Source organism: Actinoplanes lutulentus (genome assembly GCF_003259845.1).
GTDB classification, from domain to species: domain Bacteria; phylum Actinomycetota; class Actinomycetes; order Mycobacteriales; family Micromonosporaceae; genus Actinoplanes; species Actinoplanes lutulentus.
In genome coordinates, this window is sequence record NZ_QLMJ01000005.1 from 95,986 (window position 1) to 113,595 (window position 17,610).

Genomic DNA, 17,610 nt, shown 5'->3' on the forward strand with positions numbered 1-17,610 from the left:
ATTGCCGGTGGGACGATCTCCGGCAGGTAAGGCTACCCTTATTGTCTGTGATCTAACGTGCTGCCTGCTGGTGATTGTGAGTTTTCCCGTCAGGGCGCGGTTTGAATCAGCATCCCGATACACGAAAGGTGAGCCGGGAGAACCCCGGCCCACCTCTTCGTGTTCTTGGGACTACCGCCAGTTGTTGCGGGGGCGGTTGCGCATCAGGGCGGTCGCGATCAGGCCGACCAGCAGGAGCACCGCGCCACCGCCGACCCAGGCGATGTTGTTCGCGATCAGGCTGATCGGGCCGCTCTCCTGTGCCGCGGGCGGTTCGGCCTGCGGCTGGGTGTCGGCCGGGACGTACTCGATCTCGTCCGGAGCGCCACTGTCGCTGTCGGCGGCACCCGAGTCGATGGACTCGGTCGTCTCGGACGCCTTCGGCTTGGCGGCCTTGGTCGTCGTCTTCGTGGTGGCCTCGGTGGTTTCCTCGGCCTCGGTCCCGTCCGTCGAGCCGGTCGACTCGTTCGAGTTCGAGTTCGAGTCCGTGTCCGTGTCCGACGAGCCGGACGAATCCGTCGAGCCGGTCGTCGACTCGGTGGTGCTCTCGTCGCTCTCGTTCGAGTTCTCGTTGTCCGAGTTCGAGTTGTTGTTCGAGTTGACGTCGGAGTCGGTCGTCGCCCGGGTCGTCGTGTTGGTACGCGGCGTCGCCGTGGTCGCCGTCGCGGCCGGCTTCGTGGTGGTGGCCGGCTTCACGGTGCTGTTCGGCTTGGCCGTGGCGGTGGCCGCGGGCTTCGTGGTGGCCGGCGTGGTCGGCTTCACCGTGCCGCTGTTGGTGTTGTTCCCACCGTTGTTGCCGCCACCGGCGTTGTTGCCACCGCCGTTGTTGTTCCCACCACCGTTGTTGTTCCCACCACCGTTGTTGCCGTTGTTGCCGCCACCGTTGCCGTTGCCGCCGTTGTTGTTACCGCCGTTGTTGTTACCGCCGCCGTTGTTGTTGCCGGCGGCGCGGACGGTGATTCGGACCGAGTCGAGGGCCGGGGTCTGGTTGGCGCGCTCCATCATCGGGATGCGGTGCGAGCCGTCACCGGCCCACGACGAGCACTGCGCGGTGCCCTCCTGCGGCAGGCCCGGCACCTGGATGGTCACGGTGTCCGGAGTGGCGCTGCCCTGTCGGTCCTCGGTCGCGACGAAGAACGCCGGGACCGGCTCCGGTGCGGGCGCCTCGTTCGTGCTGGTCAGCATCCGGCACGCGGTGTGGAAGTGGCCGCGGACCAGGCCGTTCTGCAGGACGCTGCTCTCCACGTAGTACCCACCCTGGCCGGCCGCGAGGAAGCGGTCACGGATCAGGTTCCGGGTGCTGATCTGGAGGGTGAACGCGGTGGCCACGTTGACCTGGCGAGGCGCCTGGGTGATCAGCAGCGTCGGGTTGTTGGCGGCCGCGCCGACCTCACCGAACTCGGTGGAGACGCAGCGGTTGCCCTTCTGGAAGCCGTCGTGCGCCTCCAGCCGGCTGTCCACGCAGGTATCGGTGAGGATCGTGAGGTTGTTGCCCACCACCTTGCCGGCACCACTCTCGCCGGCTTTGGTCGACGGGGTGTCCTCGGCGTACGAGAGCTGGGTGAAACCGATGACACCGCCGACCGCGGCGAGAACTGCGCCGGCGGCCAGGAGCCGGGTGCGTCGCATGACGAGACCTTCTTTTCCCCGAGTTCGGCGAATATCTGACGCCCATAGCGGCGCTGACGCCCAGACGTTAGCAGCGGGCTCACAGAAATCAATTCCGCGCAGAAACTTGAGGCATTCTTATGGCGAAATTAAGAAAGAAATATGGGTCCGGTCTTGAACCCCCGGCATCATCCGTTCGGACGATGTCACCGGTTCAGGCGTTTTTGCGCGCCAGGACGCTGACCAGGCACGGTACAACACCAACCTGTGAGGCGGTAGCTCCTCAACGTAACCGGAGGCCGCGGGCTGCAAATACGTCTCGAAGGACTTCGATGCGGTCGGTCATGATGCCGTCGACACCCATATCGAGCAGCGTATTCATCTGTTCCGGATCGTCGATCGTCCAGACGTGGACGGCAAGACCGCGCCGATGCAGATATGCGAGAAAGCGCGGATTCAGAACGGTTATCCGGCCGTGCCGTACCGGGATCTGCGCGGCGACGGCCGAGGCGGGGACGGGCAGCGGGATCCCGGTCATCGAGGCGATCCGGAGACGGGCCACCTCACCCAGGCCCAGCGAGGTCGCCACCCGGGGGCCGGCCAGTACGCGTACCCGGGCCAGGCGGCGGTCGCTGAACGAGGCGAGTAGGACCCGGTCCTCGGCCTTGGCGCGGCGTACTGCCTGGACGGTCGGCTCCACGACCTGGTCGGATTTCACGTCGATGTTGAACCGGATGTCCGGCCAGGCGTCGAGCACGTCGTCGAGGCGGGGGACCGCGGCGGCGCCGCCGACGCGGACCGTCGCGAGGTCGGTCCAGGTGAGGTCGGCGATCCGGCCGGTGCGGCCGGCCACCCGGTCCAGCGCCGGATCGTGGATCACGACCGGGACTCCGTCGGCGGTGGCGTGCACGTCGGTTTCCACGTACCGATAACCCAGCGTGACCGCTCGCTCGAAGGCCTCCGCGGTGTTCTCGTCCCCCTCCGCGGCGCCGCCGCGGTGCGCGAAGGCGAGCGGCTGGGGAGCGTCCAGGTACGGGTGATCCACGCCAGCAGTATGCCGGGCTTTGTTGCGCATAGGTAAAAGACTCCAAGGCCCATTGACCAGCGCCACTCGCGTGAAGATCCTGTCTTGCGAAGCGACCGAAACGACCGGAGCGGGACCACGGGCCACGAGAGAAGGTGGCGCAAACTGGAAACGATCGAGTTCGACGTAGTGATCATCGGTGGCGGCACGGCCGGCTCGGTCGTGGCGTCGCGTCTCTCTGCGGACCCGGACGTGCGGGTCTGCCTGCTCAAGACCGAATTCGATTACGACGATCCGATCATGTCGCAAATGCGTGGAAACTCTTATGTCCGACATTCCCGGGCGAGCTTCCGTGATTGCGGTTTCCTGCCTCCACCGGATGACTTCGCCGCCTGGGTGGCGGCCGGTGCCACCGGCTGGTCGTACGACGAGATGCTCCCGTACTGGGATCGCCTCAGTCCGGTAGCAGTGCGTGACCGGAGCCCGCTCGCTGAGGACTTCGTGGCGGCCTGCCGGACGGCTCTCGGCGTACCGATCCGGGACGACTTCAACGATGGCCCGTTCACCGACGGCGCCGGCTTCCTTCCGGGGCTCGTGGTTCCGCCGTCGCCCGACCGCGACCGTCCGAATCTGACCATCCTCGACGAGACCCGGGCGGAACACCTCGACCCGGGCCGGGGCGTCACGGTCCGCGGCGACCAGCTGATCCGGGCGCGGCACGAGTACGTGCTCTGCGCCGGAGCGATCAGCACCCCGATCCTGCTCCTGCGCTCCGGCATCGGCCCGGCCGCCCACCTGGAGAACGATCTCGGCTTCGAGGTGCGCGCCGACCTGCCCGGAGTGGGGGAGCACCTGCTCGACCACCCGGCATCCGTGATCGTCTGGGAGGCGGCCCGGCCGATCCCCGAGGCGGATGCCGCCGCCGGCCTCTTCGTCCGGCGGGACCCGGCCCTCACCGGCCATGACCTGGCATTCCAGCTACGTCAGACGCCGGAGGAGATAGCGCTGACCGCCGCCGTGCCGCGACCACGCGCCGCCGGCCGGCTCCGGCTCTCCGGCGCCGACCCGTGGGGCAAGCCCGTCCTGGAGCAGCACCCTGACAGTTACGACGAGCGCACTCTCGTTGACGGCATGAGGCTGGCCCGCGAGGTGGCCGTCACCGAGCCGTTCGCTTCCTGGATCACCCGGGAGATCGCGCCCGGACCGGACCTGCGCGGCGACGAGGAGCTGACGGCATACGGACGAGCCGCGCTCGGAAGAACCGCCGGCACGTGCCGGATCGGCGCGGTGGTCGATCCGGAGCTGCGCCTGCACGGCTTCGACAACGTACGCATCGCCGACGCCTCCGTCTTCCCGGAGATGCCGTCGGTGAACCCGGCGGCCACCGTCCTGATGGTGGCCGAGCGGGCAGCAGACCTGATCAGTGAGTCATTCGCAGGCGAAAAAGGAAGAAAGAAAGAAGGCGAGCAACGGTGAGAACGTGTGTGGTGCGCCGGAGTGCCATCAGGCGCCGTCACGTCACCCGCCGGTTCGGGGCCCGTCCCCGCAACCGCCTGCGGATCACGCCGCGCTGGCCGCGGCTGCGCTGGTCCGCCCGGCTGGCGCAGACCCTCTGATCGATGCCGGGACCGAAGGTCGTCGTCATCGGGGCGGGCATCGTCGGCTGCGCGCTGGCCGACGAGCTGACCGGCCGGGGCTGGACCGACGTCACGGTGCTGGAGCAGGGTCCGCTCTTCACCACCGGCGGATCCAGCTCGCACTCGGCCGGCCTGGTCGTGCAGACCAGCCCGTCCCGGACCCTGTCCCGGCTCGCCCGGTACACCAGCGAGAAGTTCACCGAGCTCGGGTGCTTCGCGGCGGTCGGCAGCCTGGAGGTGGCGACCACCCCGGAACGGCTCGCCGAGCTGCACCGGCGCTTCGGGTACGGCCAGTCGTGGGGCGTCAGCTCGGCACTGCTCGACCCGGCGGCCTGCCACGCGCTGTTCCCGCTGCTCGACGCCGGCCGGATCCTGGGCGGGCTGCACACGCCGGCGGACGGCCTGGCCGCGCCGCTGCGAGCCGCCGAGGCGCAGGCCGCTCGTGCCGCCTCCCGGGGCGCCCGGTTCATCGGCAACGAGCGGGTGGTCGAGGTCCTGCGACAGGACGGACAGGTCACCGGCGTGCGCAGCGCGGACGCGACCCATCCCGCCGACATCGTGGTGAGCTGCGCCGGGTTCTGGGGTCCGGCGATCGGTGACCTGGCCGGCCTGACGATCCCGCTGCTGCCGATGGCACACCAGCACGTCCGGACCACCGCTGCCGGCGCCACGAGCAGTCTGCCGATCCTGCGCCACCCGGATCGGGGTCTCTACGTCCGCACCTACGGCGACCGGCTCGGTATCGGCTCCCACCTGCACGAACCCATCCCGGTCCGGCTCGACGACCTGCCCGGTGACGCGCACCCGGCGATGCTGCCGTTCACCGCCGGCACGTTCAAACAGTCCTGGGCGGCCGCGACCGAGCTGATGCCGGGCCTGGTGCGTACCACGCTGGAAGAGGCGTTCAACGGCGTTCTGTCGGTGACCGCCGACGGCTTCCCGCTGCTCGGCGAGTCCCGGGAGCTGCGCGGTTTCTGGGTGGCCGGCGCGATCACGGTGACGCATTCGGCCGGCGCGGCGAAGGCCCTCGCCGAGTGGCTCGTCGACGGTTACCCCGGCATCGACCTGCACGAGTGCGATCTGAACCGCTTCGATCGGGCGCAGCTCGCCCCCGCCTACGTGCGCCGGCGCGCGCTCCGCGCGTACGCCGACACCCTCGGGATCGTCCACCCGCACGACCCGCCCTCGGTGCGTAACCTGCGGCTCAGCCCGTTCCACCCACGCCAGGCGGAGATGGGCGCGGTCTTCGGCGTGGCCGCCGGCTGGGAGCAACCCCTTTGGTACGCGACCAACCCGCCGCCCGAGGAGATCCGGCCCCGTGACGACTGGTCGGCGCGGCACTGGTCGCCGATCGCCGAGACCGAGGCCCGGTCGGCCCGCAAGCGTGCGGCACTGTTCGACCTGACCGGGCGTACCCGGATCGAGGTGACCGGTCCGGTCTCCTTCCTGTCCACGGTGACCAGCGGAGATGTCGACCAGCCGGTCGGCGCGGTGGTGCACACCCTGCTGCTCGACCCGTCCGGTGGCATCGTCGGCGACCTGACCGTGGCCCGGCTCGCCGAGGACCGTTTCCTGGTCGGCGCGGGCGGCCCGCTCGACGTCGATCACCTGGTGCGGCGGGCACCGGCCGGCGTCACCGTCCGGGACGTCACCGGCGGCACCTGCGGGGTCGGGCTGTGGGGGCCGCGCGCCCGGGAGCTGACCGATATCGGTCTCCCCGCCGAGGGTGCGCCCGCGGTCCGGGAGGGCTTCTTCGGGATGATCCCGGTGACCGTGCTCCGGCTCTCCGCCGTCGGCGAGCCGGGCTGGGAGATCTACACCGAGGCGCAGTACGGCCTGCGGCTCTGGGACACGCTCATCGAGGCGGGCCGGGAGTTCGGCCTGGTCGTGGCGGGCCGTCTGGCGTACGAAAGCCTGCGGATGGAACACGGCCGCCGGGTCTGGGGCGTCGACATGACGTGCGAGGACGACCCGTACCAAACGGGTCTTGAATCGGCGGTGCGACCGGGAGCGCGACCGGCGATGCTGCCGGACCGGCGACTGGCTTGCCTTCGCCTGGAGGACACCGGGGAGATCCCGCTGGGCCGCGAGCCGGTCTACGCCGGAGGTTTCGCGGTGGGTCACGTGACCAGCGCCGCGTACGCGTGGACGGCGGGCGGCCCGATCGCCTTCGCCTGGCTGCCGGCGGCGCTGTCGGTGCCGGGCACCCAGGTGGAGATCGGATATATCGATCACCGGATCCTGGCGGCCGTCGCCGCCGAGCCGATCTTCGAACCCGAGCAGGAGCGCCTGCGAAACAAACGGGGGTAATTACCCCAGACTCGGACACACGACTCCTAGGTCTGCCCTACCTTAAGCCAGGTCTTACTCGGGCAAACCTACCGAAATGGAGCATCTCGTGCGTTCTTCCAGGCTCGCGCGGGGCGGCCTACTGGCCTCCGCCCTGCTCTCGATACTGGCCGCCGGGCACGCGGGCGGCGCACACGCCGCCGACTCGACGATCAAGCCGATCGACGCCGGTTACGCGGACTCGCTCGCGCTCAACGGCACCGCCGCCGTCACCTCCGACCGTGGCGACCACCGGGTCATCGAGCTGACCAACGGCGGCTTCAAGCAGGTCGGCTCCGCCTGGTCGACCGGGCGGGTGGACCTGACCAAGTCCTTCGAGACCACGTTCCGGGCGCACCTGCACCACGGCAAGCCGGGTGCTGACGGCATCGCGTTCCTGGCACAGGGCGCCGGCCCGCGCGCGCTCGGCGGCTGGGGCGGTGGCCTCGGATATCGGGGCATCGCCAAGAGCGTCGCGGTCGAGTTCGACACGTACCAGAACACGCCGGACCCGAGCAGCAACCACCTCGCCGTGGTGCTCGGCGGCAACCCGGACCGGCACACCGCCATCGCGGAATCCTCGATCCCGCTGTTCGGCAAGCCGTTCCAGGCCCGCGTCCGGTACGACGGTGCCGCGCACCTCCTCAAGGTCTACGTGAAGGCGCTGACCGCCGGTGCGGCCGAGGAGCTGCTGCTCGACCAGAAGGTGGACCTCGCCGCGCGTATCGGCGGGGCCAGCGGCTGGGTCGGTTTCACGGCGGCCACCGGGGACGTCACCTCGGTTCAGGACGTCTACGACTGGTCGGTCGAAGCACCGCTCGCGTGACCTCGACCGGCGCCGCGGAGCGGCGCCGGCCGTCGCCACACGCTCTCCCTGAGAAATGTGCCCCTCTGTAAGCCCTGCTTCCGGCCCGGCCCGGGCCGGCTCCACCCTGCCCGATCGGAGACAGCTGATGCCCACGGTCGACCGTGTGCTTTCCGACGAGACCGGCGCCGAGCGGACCGGTGCCAAGCCGCCGGCCCCCGCCAGGTCCGAACCCAAGGTGAGCGTGATCGTTCCCGCGTTGAACGAGGCCCGCAACCTGCCGCATGTGTTCGCGCGGCTCCCGCAGGTGGACGAGATCGTGCTGGTCGACGGGGGGTCCACGGACGACACTGTGGCCGTCGCCCGCCGGCTGCGTGCCGACATCCGCATCGTCCGGCAGAACCGCCGGGGCAAGGGCAACGCCCTGGCCTGCGGTTTCGCCGCCGCCACCGGCGACATCATCGTCATGATCGACGCCGACGGCTCCACCGACCCGCTGGAGATCCCCAGCTTCGTCGAGACGCTGCGGTCCGGCGCCGACTTCGCCAAGGGCTCCCGATTCCAGCCGACCGGCGGCAGCGCCGACATCACCCGGCTGCGCCGGGCCGGCAACAAGTGCCTGAGCATGCTGGTGAACCTGCTCTTCGGTACCCGGTACAGCGACCTCTGCTACGGGTACAACGCCTTCTGGGCGCGGCACCTCGACGTCTTCGACCTGGACAGCACGTCGCCGCCGCCGAACAGCACGGACGGCCGGCTCTGGGGCGACGGCTTCGAGATCGAGACCCTGCTGAACCTGCGGGCCGCGCGAGCGCAACTCGAGATCGTCGAGGTGCCCAGCTTCGAGCACTCCCGGATCCACGGGGTCAGCAACCTCAACGCGTTCACCGACGGCATGCGGGTCCTGCGGACCATCGCTCGCGAGTGGCCGCGCCGGCGCGACACCATCCGAGTGGCGGAACGGCAGGTGCGATGAGGATCGGCGTCGTCTCGAACGCGTACCACCCCGACATCGGCGGGGTGGAGACCCACGTGCGGCGCCTCTGCGCCGGGCTCACCGCCGCCGGCGACGACGTCGAGGTGATCACCCAGCACGCGGCCCGGTCGGTGGAGAACATCGACGGCGTGCTGGTCCGGCGATTCCCGCTCACCGTCCCGGCGGGCAACTACCGTTTCTCGCTCCCGCTTCTGCGGTGGTTGCGCACGCATGCCGAGACGTACGACGTCCTGCACGCCCACAGTTACCACGCCCTCGCCGCGCTCTGTGCCGCGCTGGGCAACAGCCGGACCCCGCTGGTCTTCACGCCGCACTACCACGGGACCGGGCACACCCGGTTCCGTGCCGCGCTGCACCGGCTCTACCGCCCGCTCGGGCGGACCATCCTGAACCGGTCGAGCGCGATCGTCTGCGTCACCGCCGCCGAGCGTGAGCTGCTGATCCGGCACTTCCCGGAGGTCGCCGACCGTACCGTGGTCATCCCGAACGGCACCGACCCGCGCCCGGCCGCCTCCGCCGTGCCCGGCCAGGTACGCCGGATCCTCTGCGTCGGCCGGCTGGAGCAGTACAAGCGGGTCGACCGGGTGATCCGGGCGATGGCGCACCTCGGCCCGGAACACCGGCTCGACGTGGTCGGCACCGGCCCGGCCGGCGCCCAGTGGCGTCAGCTCGCCGCCCGGCTCGGCCTCGCCGGGCAGGTCGTCTTCCACGGCCGGCTCGACGACGCCACGTTCGCGTCCTGCCTGGCACAGGCCTCGGCGGCGGTCTCCGCCTCGGCGCACGAGGCGTTCGGCATGTCGGTGGCCGACGCGCTCGCGGCCGGCCTGCCCACGGTCGCCGCGCCGATCCCGGCACACCAGGAAGTGGCCCGGCTCGCCGGTGACGGCGTCTGGCTGCGGTACGCCGACCCGGACGACGAAGCCGACCTGGCCGCCGCGATGATCGAGGCGACGTCGACCGGGCGCAAACGTCCGGCGACCCTGCCGACCTGGGACCACGTGGTCCGCGGAATCCGTGACGTCTACACCGCCGTGGCCAGCAAGCCGGTGGCGGCCGCGGGGGCCGTCGGCGGATGAGTGCCACTACGGCCGGGATCGATGCCGGCCGGTCCTCGCGTACCCGTCTCCCCGGCGCCGGCCTTCTGCGCGGCGGCAGGGAGACGGCCGCGTGCGCGCTCACTCTCACGGTCACCGCGGCGGCCGGTGCCGCCGCACTGGTGGTGGCGTTCCGCCGGGCCGAGTGGGGAGGCAACGACCAGTTCGGCTACTTCTGGGCGGGCATGCTGATCTTCACGTTGCCCGCCGCCTTCTGGGGGGTACGCCGCACCGCGAGCGCCCGGCTGCGGCTGGCGGTCCTCGTCGGGTACGCGCTCTTCACCTACCTGCCGAAGCTGCTGCGCAACCCGTCCGGCCCGCTGTACCACGACGAGTACGCCCACTGGGGCCAGGCACACGACATCCTCCTCGACGGCCGGCTCTTCGAGCAGAACCCGATCGTCCGGGTGATCGGCGAGTACCCGGGTCTGCACGCGACTGTCGCGTCGCTGGCCGCGCTGACCGGCCTGACCGTCTGGCACGCCGCCCTGCTCCTGCTGATCACCACGCACGTGCTCGTGGTGCTCGGCGTCGCGGTCCTCGCCGGCCAGCTCTGGCCGGATCCCCGGATCGGTGTCGCTGCCGCGTTCGTCTACAGCCTGAACAGCTCGTTCCTCTACTTCGACACCCAGCTCGGGTACGAGTCGCTCGCCATCGCGGTCCTCATCTGGGCCCTGGCCGGCGGCCTGCGCACGATGCGGGCCGGCACTCGCGGCGCCCGGATCGGCGGGGTGGTCCTCACGGTGCTGCTCGCGCTGGCGACCGTCGCCACCCACCACCTGACCGCGCTCTGGCTCACCGGCATCTTCGGACTGATCGCGCTGGCCTGCACCGTGGTGTCGGTACGCCGCCGGGAGCTGGTGACCGCCGCCCGTACCGCGTGGGCGCTCACCTCGGGGACCGCGCTGGTGGTCGCGTTCTGGATGGGTGCGGTCGCCCCGCGAACGGGTAGTTATCTCGACCCGTACCTCGGCCGCGCGCTCGGCCAGTTCGGCGGGCTCGCCGGCGGCAGCTCGGGCGGGCGGACGCTGTTCAGCGGTTCGGTCGCTCCCTGGTGGGAGCAGAACACCGCGTTCGTGGCACCGGGATTCGCGCTTCTCGCCATGATCGGCGCGACCGTGCTCTGGTGGCGGCGCCGGCGGTCCGCGGACCCGTTCACCACTGCCGCGAGCGCCGCGATGCTGCTGGTCGGCGCGCTGTATTTCCCGGCGACGCTGCTGATTCTCACCCCGTCCGGCGCCGAGGGCGCACGCCGGTCCTGGGCGTTCAGTTACCTCGGCCTGGCCGTGGTGGTCGCCCCCATGATCATCGCACTCCTGGACCGGCCACGCCGGGTTTTCACCGGGTCTCTCCTCCTCTGTGGATGCGCGCTGATGCTGGTCGGCAACAACGCGGCCGGGATGAACCCGTCGTACCGGTTCCCCGGGCCGCCGGTCTTCGGCTCGGACACCAAGGCGGCCACCCCCGAGGTCCTCGCGGCCGCGGCCTGGATGCGCGAGACGCAGGGCCGGGAGACCCGGCTGGTCGCCGACCGGTACTCCGGCCTGATCTTCGGGTCGTACGGCGAGCAGGAGCCGACGACCGGCTCGGAGTCGTTCCCCACCTACGACCTGTACCTGGCCCAGCCCGGCAAGCCGATCTCCCCGGCGTTGCTGCACCAGCTGCGCAGCTGGCGGTTCGAGTTCCTCGTGGTGGACCGCCGGATGGCCGAACAGGTGCCGGACATCAAGATCTACTTCGAGACGAACGAGCCGATCCCGCACGACGGCCGGCCCGCCTTCACGAAGGCCCAGCTCGCCAAATTCGACACGATGCCCTGGCTGATCAAGGTCTACGACGGCCCGCACGTGGCGATCTACCGCTTCGACTTCGACAGCCTCGGCGCGAAGATCGCTAGGAACCCGCGATGACGACGATCCGCCTCACCCTCCTCGCCTACGTAAGCCTGGGCGGAACCCTGGCCGCCACCGGCCGCTCTCTGGCCGCCGTCCCGTTCTGCCTGTTCGCGCTGCTGATCTGCGGCGAGCTCCTGCTCCGCGCGATCCCCGGCGTTCCGGCCGGGCATCGGGCCGGTGTGCCGGCCGAGACCGGCGTCCCGGCCGCCCGGCTCGGGCTGGCCGCGATGGCCGGGCTGGTCACGTTGCCGCTGGTGGCGCTGGCGCTGCACGCGACCGGCGTGCCGGTACGCGTGACACCACTGGCAGCGGGCATCGCGGCGACGGTCTCGCTGGCGGCTGCCGGGGCGGTGCTGCGGGAACTGCTCCGGCACCGCCGGGCCGACGTGCCCACACAGCGAGGCCCGCACCTCCCGGCCGCGGCCGCGGCCGTGGGCACCGGCACGGCCGTCGCCGTGGCCGTTCCGGTCGTGCTGGCCATCGCCATCGGGGGCGTCGCCGCGCGGATCTACACCGACTCGCCCAAGCCCGAGCAGCCCGGATATCTGAGCGTGGCGCTCAACGGGTGGGCAGCCGGGATCAGCAAGCCGGTGACGGTCCCGCGGCGCGGCCTGGTCGTCCCGGTACGGGTGACCAGCGCCGGCCTCGACCCGGTCACGGTCTCCCTGCGGGTACGGATCAGCGGGCACCTGGTCGGCGCCCGGCCGGTCACCCTCGACGCGGACACCGCCCGGTCGTTCACCATCCGGGTGCCGGCCCTGCCGTCCGACGGCTGCCTGCGGCCGGTGCGGATCAGCGTCGGCGCCACCAGCGCGGGCTTCTACGCGCGAGGCACGGGTAAGGGACGGGCCGCGTGCTGATCAAGGCCGTTCGCCGGATCTCCGGGGACTCACTCGCCCGGAACAGCCTGCTCATCATGGCGACCACTGTCGTCAACGGCGGGCTCGGATATCTCTACTGGATGCTGGCGGCCCGGTGCGTACCCGCCTCCGAGATCGGCACGGCGACCGCGCTCATCTCGGCCGCCACCGCGGTCAGCATGATCGCGAACCTGGGCGCCGGGCACATGTTCATCCAGCGGCTGCCCGGCAGCGCGGCGGCCGACTGGTCGCGGATCGTCAGCGGCGGGCTGATCTTCGCGGCGGCGGCGACCGCGGCGGTCGCCACGGCCGGGGCGATGATCGTGCCGCGGGTGGCCGGCAACTTCGGGTTCCTCGCCGGCGCTCAGGGCGCGGCCGCGCTGGTCTGCGCGGCCGTCGCGGTCACGCTGACCACACTGCTGGACAACGTCTACGTCGCGCACCGGGCCGGGCACGGGATGCTCGTCCGCAACCTGGCCGTCGCGTCCACCAAGATTCTCGCGCTGTTCGTGATCCTCGCGTTCCCGGTGCCCGGTGTGGACTGGGCCGAGGCCGTGCTGATCTCCTGGACCGTCCCGACGCTGCTGGTCAGCGCGCTGACCGTGGTGTTCGGGCCGTCCCGGCTGCGTCCCGGCGCGCGGGTGTGGCCGGCCGGGATCGTCGCGGAGCTGCCGCACCTGCGGACCGCGCTGACCGGGCACCACCTGATCAACCTGACCCAGGCCGGCCCGGCCGCGCTGCTACCGGTCCTGGTCACCGCGAGGCTCGGCTCGGACGCGAACGCGCACTTCTACCTGGCGTGGATGACCGCGTCGATGCTGTTCATGGTCTCGCCGGCGGTGGCGTCCGCGCTGTACGCCGAGCGCACCAACGCCGGCCGCGCCGGGCTCCAACGGGCCTCCGTCGTGGTGCTCGCGGTGGTCGGCGTACCGACGGTGGTGTTGTTCGCGGCCGGGGACATGATCCTCGCTCTGTTCAGCGCTGCCTACGCCATCGAGGGCGGCCTGCTGCTGAAGATTCTCGTGCTGGCGGCCCTGCCGGACGCGGTCACGAACCTCGCGGTGGCGCACTGGCGCTCGGCCGGCGAGTTCCGGCTCTGCCGCCGCCTCAACGCGGTCCGGGCGGCATCGTGCCTGCTCCTGGCCTGGCTTTTCCTGCCGTCGGCCGGTGTCACCGGCGCCGGCGTCGCCTGGCTGATCGGCCAGACCGCCAGCGCCCTGCTGGTCGCCGCGATCGCACTCCGCAGCCGAAGCCACCGAAAGGCGGGCCTCGAAGCTCCGGCTCGCGCTCACGGTCGCGATTCGGACGAAAACACGACCGCGAGCGCGAGCCGGTCGTGCGTACCCACTGGGTCTGGAAAGACGCAGCTGACCCGGAGGATCCGATGAGGGTTTTGCATTTGTCCAATCTCTACGCGCCGGTGATCGGCGGGCTGGAGCGCAGCATCGCGACCAGCAGCGAGGAGATGGTGCGGCGCGGGCACGAGGTCACGGTTCTCACCCTCGCGACGCCCGCCGCGCCGCAGGACGAAGAGATCAACGGGGTACGCGTCCTGCGCGTGCGCAGCGTCGCGAACACGATGCTGCCGATGCTGAACGCCGACCCGGCGAAGCCGTTCCACCCGACCGTGCCGGACCCGCTGACGACGTCGGACATCGCGCGGACGCTGCGCACGAACACGTTCGACCTGGTGCACAGCCACGACTGGCTGATGTACAGCTACCTGCCGCTGCATTTCGGCCGGCTGGGCCTGCCGCACGTGCACACCGCCCACGATTTCGGGCTGACGTGCGTTCGCAAGACGTTCTCCCGCAACGGCCGCCGCTGCGCGTCCGGGCCGAGCCTCGGGAGGTGTGTCGGATGCGCCACCGTCCAGTACGGCCGGCCCCGCTCGGCCATGCTCACCGCGGGCCTGCGCGCCCAGCGGCACCGGGGCATCGACACGTTGACCGCGATCTCCTCGTCGGTGGCGTCCGCGCTGAACCTGGCCCGGCTTCCCGGCGAGCTGCCGGTGCGGGTCCTCTCCAGCCTGGTCCCGGACGGCCTGGACACGCTGGCCCGCGACACACCGCGGCCGGACTGGCTGCCGGACGGCCCCTACCTGCTCTTCGTCGGACAGCTCGGCCCGCACAAGGGCATCGACGTGCTGTTCACCGCCTATCAGCGGCTCGCCGCCTCGGTGCCGGACGCGCCCCGGCTGGTCTGCCTCGGCACCCGCCGGGCCGACACGCCGCCGATCCCGCCGGGTGTGGTGGTCCGCCACGACGTGCCGCACGCCGAGGTGATGGCGGCCTGGCACGGCGCCGCGGCCGGGGTGGTGCCGTCGCTGCTGGAAGGGATGGGCCAGGTCGCGGTCGAGGCGATGCTGGCCGGCACGCCGCTGGTCGCCTCGGCCTCCGGCGGACTGCTGGACGTCGTGCACGACGAGGTGGACGGCCTGCTGGTCCCACCCGGCGACCCGGACCTGCTGCATACCGCGCTGCTGCGGGTGCTCACCGACGCTGATCTGGCCGGCCGCCTGCGGGCCGCCGGCCATCAGCGCGGCCTCGACTTCACCGCGGCACGCGTCGTCCCCGAGATCGAGGAGGTTTACCGTGACTGCATCTCCGCGCACTAAAATTCTGGTCGTCGGCTCCGGCTGGCGGTTCCTCTCCGGGATCAGCTACTACACCTGCCGGCTCAGCAACGCGCTCGCCGAGCGCTACGAGGTGGGCGCGATCCTGATGCGCCGGCTGCTGCCGGCACGCCTTTACCCCGGACGCGAGCGCGTCGGTCACTCACTTGCCGACTTGCGCTATGCGCCTTCGGTACGCGTATTCGACGGCGTCGACTGGTGGGCCGTGCCGTCCCTGGTGCGTGCCGTCCGATTCCTGCGCTCCTACCAGCCGGACGTGCTCGTGCTGCAGTGGTGGACCGGGGCGGTGCTGCACTCGTACCTGGTGCTGGCGCTGGCCGCGCGGTCGCTCGGCATCCGGGTGGTGGTGGAGTTCCACGAGGTGCAGGACACCGGCGAGGCACGGCACGCGTGGGCCGCTCGTTATGTGCGGCGGTGCATCCGGCCGTTGCTGGAGCGTACCGACGGGGTGATCGTCCATTCCGAGTTCGATCGCCTCGCCGTGCGCGACTCGTTCGATATCGGGCCGGTTCCGATGGAGATCGCCCTGCACGGGCCTTTCGACCATCACGAGGTGGCGCGGCGGCCCGGCACACCCGGCGTCTGCCGGCTGCTGTTCTTCGGGACGATCCGGCCGTACAAAGGTCTTGAGGATCTGATCGAAGCCTTTGCCGGGCTCGGGCCGGGTTATCACCTGACCGTCGTGGGGGAGACCTGGGAGGGCTGGACGCAGCCCGGCGAGATGATCGTCGACTCGCCGGTCCGGGACCGGATCACGTTCGTGAACCGGTACGTGGCCGACGCCGAGGTGAACGACTTCTTCGCGGCGGCGGACGTGGTCGTGCTGCCGTACCGGCGCAGTTCGGCGAGCGGTCCGCTGCACATCGCGATGAGCCACGGCGTGCCGGTGGTGGTCACCGCGGTCGGCGGGCTGGTCGAGGCGGCCACGGATTACAGCGGGACGGTCTTCGTGGCACCGGCGTCGCCGGCCGAGCTCGCGAGGGGAATCGCACGAGCCGCCGGCCTGTGTGGCCGGCGGCACGCGGATCCGTCGTCATGGGATCGGACGGTGGACGCTTACTCGCGCCTCCTGTCAGCTCTTGCTGATGGTCAGGCCCTTGGTGGTCAGGCCCTTGATGGTCAGGCCCTTGATGGTCAGGACAGCACCACGTCGTCGAACCAGACCGAGCCGTTGTTGTCGCCCGACTTGAGGTGAAGCTGGACGCTGGCGGCACCGGCCGGCGCGACCGTGTCGATGGTCAGCTTCGTCCAGTTGCTGGTGCCCTTGGCGACCTGCTTCGACACGTTCTGGCCCAGCCACTTGTCGTTCGCGTCGAACCAGCTCAGCGAGATCTCGTTGGAACCGGTCACGTTGAGGCCCTTGGCCCAGGCCTCGGCGTGCCAGGCCTGCCCGGCCACCACCGGGGTGATCGGCGAGGTACGCACCGACGGCAGCGCGGAGCTGGTCCGCCCGGTGTCACTGAACCGTGCCGAACCGGTGCCGGTACGCGCCACGTCACGGACCCGGACGGCCGCGCCCTGCTCGGCCAGGTACGGCCGCCACGGCGAGTTACCGGCGCTCGCCTCGAAACCGAGGTCAAGCACACTGTTCGTGACCTTGCCGCCGGCCCAGTACGTGCGGACCACCGACGCGGCCGGCTTCGCGGCACCGTCGGCCCGGTACAGGCCGAACTTGTACTGCGCGGGCATCTTCGAGACCTGCGAGTTCGACGGGATCGCGCCGGCGCTGAAGTCGGTCAGCGTCCACGGCGCCACCGAGCCCACCTTGGCGATCTTGGCGGCCTGGAAGACCCGGGCCAGGAACGCGGCCTGCTCGCCCTCGCTGCTCGCGGCGGTGCTCAGGCCGGTCTCGCCGACCACGATCGGGGCCGGGCTGACGGCGGCCTGCGCCTTGCGAAGCTCGGCGAGGGAACGCTCCGAGTTGCCGTAGAAGTGGAAGTCGTAGTAGTCCAGCGGGGTGCCGGCCATCAGCGACTTGATCTTCGCCATCGCGGGAGCGCCGCCACCGCCGTCGACCGAGAGGGTCAGCGGCATCTGCGGGACGACAGTGCGGACGGCCGGGATGATCCGCCGGGCCCAGGCCACGCCGGCCTGGTCGTCCGGGTTGAACTCGTTCTTCAGCTCCACCGAGATCACCCGGGCGTCGTTCGCGTACGGGCTGAGCACCGACTTCGCCCAGCCGGCGCTGCCGGCGGCGTCGTTGTAACCGGCCCACCAGTCGAACAGGGTCAGCTTCACGGTCATGCCGTACGAGTCGGCGATGCTGATGAACTTGCGGAGGCGCTCGGCGTACTCCGCTTTCGGGGTGGGGTACCCGAACGCCTGCGGGAAGATGATGATGCGGACGTTGTCGGCGCCGAGCGCGGCGGCCTTCTGCAGGTCCGCGTCGATCCGGTCGGCGTCGAACGAGGTCCACATCGCCGACCAGCCGGCCGTCGACGGGTAGTAGTTGATCGTCTTGGCGGAGAGCGTGGCGTCGAGCCGGCTTTCCAGGGTCGCGACGACCTCACCCTTGACCTTGACCGGGGCGGTGGCCTTGACCGTGTTCTTCGGGGCGGGTGACGGCTTGCTCGCGGCCGTGGCTTCACCGGCCGAGGCGGCCATGGCGAACAACAGCGAGGAGGCGATGATCGCTGCGCGGCTGCGAACAGTCTTCACGGAAGATGAGCCCTTCTTTTCACGGTCGGT

General features: G+C 70.8%; 12 protein-coding genes and 1 pseudogene. 10 read left to right on the forward strand and 3 right to left on the reverse strand.

What is annotated here, in order from left to right:
* Positions 1-987: 987 nt before the first annotated feature.
* Positions 988-1,533 (reverse strand): annotated as a pseudogene (locus B0I29_RS46670) (Pecanex-like protein 1); the annotation flags it as partial.
* Positions 1,534-1,930: 397 nt separating this feature from the next.
* Positions 1,931-2,722 carry a glycerophosphodiester phosphodiesterase family protein gene (locus tag B0I29_RS13345; protein ID WP_111649270.1) on the reverse strand — a complete coding sequence of 264 codons (792 nt, stop codon included), beginning with the start codon at positions 2,720-2,722 and terminating at the stop codon, positions 1,931-1,933.
* 54 nt (positions 2,723-2,776) lie between these two features.
* Between B0I29_RS13345 and B0I29_RS13350 the strand changes: the two genes are divergently transcribed.
* The 10 genes from B0I29_RS13350 to B0I29_RS13395 all read left to right on the forward strand — a co-directional run bounded on the left by B0I29_RS13350 (position 2,777) and on the right by B0I29_RS13395 (position 16,117).
* Entirely contained in the window at positions 2,777-4,147 is a 1,371-nt protein-coding gene (locus tag B0I29_RS13350) for a GMC family oxidoreductase (RefSeq protein WP_245972497.1), read from the forward strand.
* Positions 4,148-4,290: 143 nt separating this feature from the next.
* Entirely contained in the window at positions 4,291-6,618 is a 2,328-nt protein-coding gene (locus B0I29_RS13355) for a GcvT family protein (protein ID WP_111649271.1), read from the forward strand.
* An 88-nt stretch (positions 6,619-6,706) separates the two neighbouring features.
* Positions 6,707-7,462 carry an L-type lectin-domain containing protein gene (locus tag B0I29_RS13360; protein ID WP_245972498.1) on the forward strand — a complete coding sequence of 252 codons (756 nt, stop codon included), beginning with the start codon at positions 6,707-6,709 and terminating at the stop codon, positions 7,460-7,462.
* A 127-nt stretch (positions 7,463-7,589) separates the two neighbouring features.
* Positions 7,590-8,417: a glycosyltransferase family 2 protein gene (locus B0I29_RS13365; protein ID WP_111649273.1), complete on the forward strand. Its 828-nt coding sequence runs from the start codon at positions 7,590-7,592 to the stop codon at positions 8,415-8,417.
* Complete coding sequence (locus tag B0I29_RS13370) at positions 8,414-9,514, forward strand: glycosyltransferase family 4 protein (RefSeq protein WP_111649274.1); 1,101 nt, start codon at positions 8,414-8,416, stop codon at positions 9,512-9,514. Before B0I29_RS13365 ends, B0I29_RS13370 begins: the two co-directional genes overlap by 4 nt.
* The gene (locus B0I29_RS13375; RefSeq protein WP_111649275.1) at positions 9,511-11,442 is read left to right on the forward strand and encodes a hypothetical protein; all 1,932 of its coding nucleotides are present in this window, start codon (positions 9,511-9,513) and stop codon (positions 11,440-11,442) included. The genes B0I29_RS13370 and B0I29_RS13375 overlap by 4 nt, the downstream gene beginning before the upstream one ends.
* The gene (locus tag B0I29_RS13380) at positions 11,439-12,287 is read left to right on the forward strand and encodes a hypothetical protein (protein WP_111649276.1); all 849 of its coding nucleotides are present in this window, start codon (positions 11,439-11,441) and stop codon (positions 12,285-12,287) included. Before B0I29_RS13375 ends, B0I29_RS13380 begins: the two co-directional genes overlap by 4 nt.
* A complete protein-coding gene (locus B0I29_RS13385; protein ID WP_245972499.1) occupies positions 12,281-13,675 on the forward strand; it encodes a lipopolysaccharide biosynthesis protein in 1,395 nt (464 codons plus the stop codon). The genes B0I29_RS13380 and B0I29_RS13385 overlap by 7 nt, the downstream gene beginning before the upstream one ends.
* Positions 13,672-14,904, forward strand: a complete 1,233-nt coding sequence (locus B0I29_RS13390) for a glycosyltransferase family 4 protein (protein WP_111649277.1) — start codon at positions 13,672-13,674, stop codon at positions 14,902-14,904. The genes B0I29_RS13385 and B0I29_RS13390 overlap by 4 nt, the downstream gene beginning before the upstream one ends.
* The gene (locus B0I29_RS13395) at positions 14,882-16,117 is read left to right on the forward strand and encodes a glycosyltransferase (RefSeq protein WP_111649278.1); all 1,236 of its coding nucleotides are present in this window, start codon (positions 14,882-14,884) and stop codon (positions 16,115-16,117) included. The genes B0I29_RS13390 and B0I29_RS13395 overlap by 23 nt, the downstream gene beginning before the upstream one ends.
* On the opposite strand, the gene B0I29_RS13400 is transcribed toward B0I29_RS13395, so the two are convergent.
* Positions 16,057-17,580 (reverse strand): cellulase family glycosylhydrolase, encoded by a 1,524-nt coding sequence (locus B0I29_RS13400; RefSeq protein WP_111649279.1) that lies wholly within the window; start codon positions 17,578-17,580, stop codon positions 16,057-16,059. The genes B0I29_RS13395 and B0I29_RS13400 overlap by 61 nt on opposite strands.
* Between the last annotated feature and the right edge of the window lie 30 nt (positions 17,581-17,610).

What these genes read in the sequence shown, in the direction of transcription:
- B0I29_RS13370 (WP_111649274.1), top strand. Translation starts at nt 8,414, where the DNA reads ATGAGGATCGGCGTCGTCTCGAACGCGTACCACCCCGACATCGGCGGG.
- B0I29_RS13345 (WP_111649270.1), bottom strand. Translation starts at nt 2,722, where the DNA reads ATGCGCAACAAAGCCCGGCATACTGCTGGCGTGGATCACCCGTACCTG.
- B0I29_RS13365 (WP_111649273.1), top strand. Translation starts at nt 7,590, where the DNA reads ATGCCCACGGTCGACCGTGTGCTTTCCGACGAGACCGGCGCCGAGCGG.
- B0I29_RS13390 (WP_111649277.1), top strand. Translation starts at nt 13,672, where the DNA reads ATGAGGGTTTTGCATTTGTCCAATCTCTACGCGCCGGTGATCGGCGGG.
- B0I29_RS13380 (WP_111649276.1), top strand. Translation starts at nt 11,439, where the DNA reads ATGACGACGATCCGCCTCACCCTCCTCGCCTACGTAAGCCTGGGCGGA.
- B0I29_RS13355 (WP_111649271.1), top strand. Translation starts at nt 4,291, where the DNA reads ATGCCGGGACCGAAGGTCGTCGTCATCGGGGCGGGCATCGTCGGCTGC.
- B0I29_RS13375 (WP_111649275.1), top strand. Translation starts at nt 9,511, where the DNA reads ATGAGTGCCACTACGGCCGGGATCGATGCCGGCCGGTCCTCGCGTACC.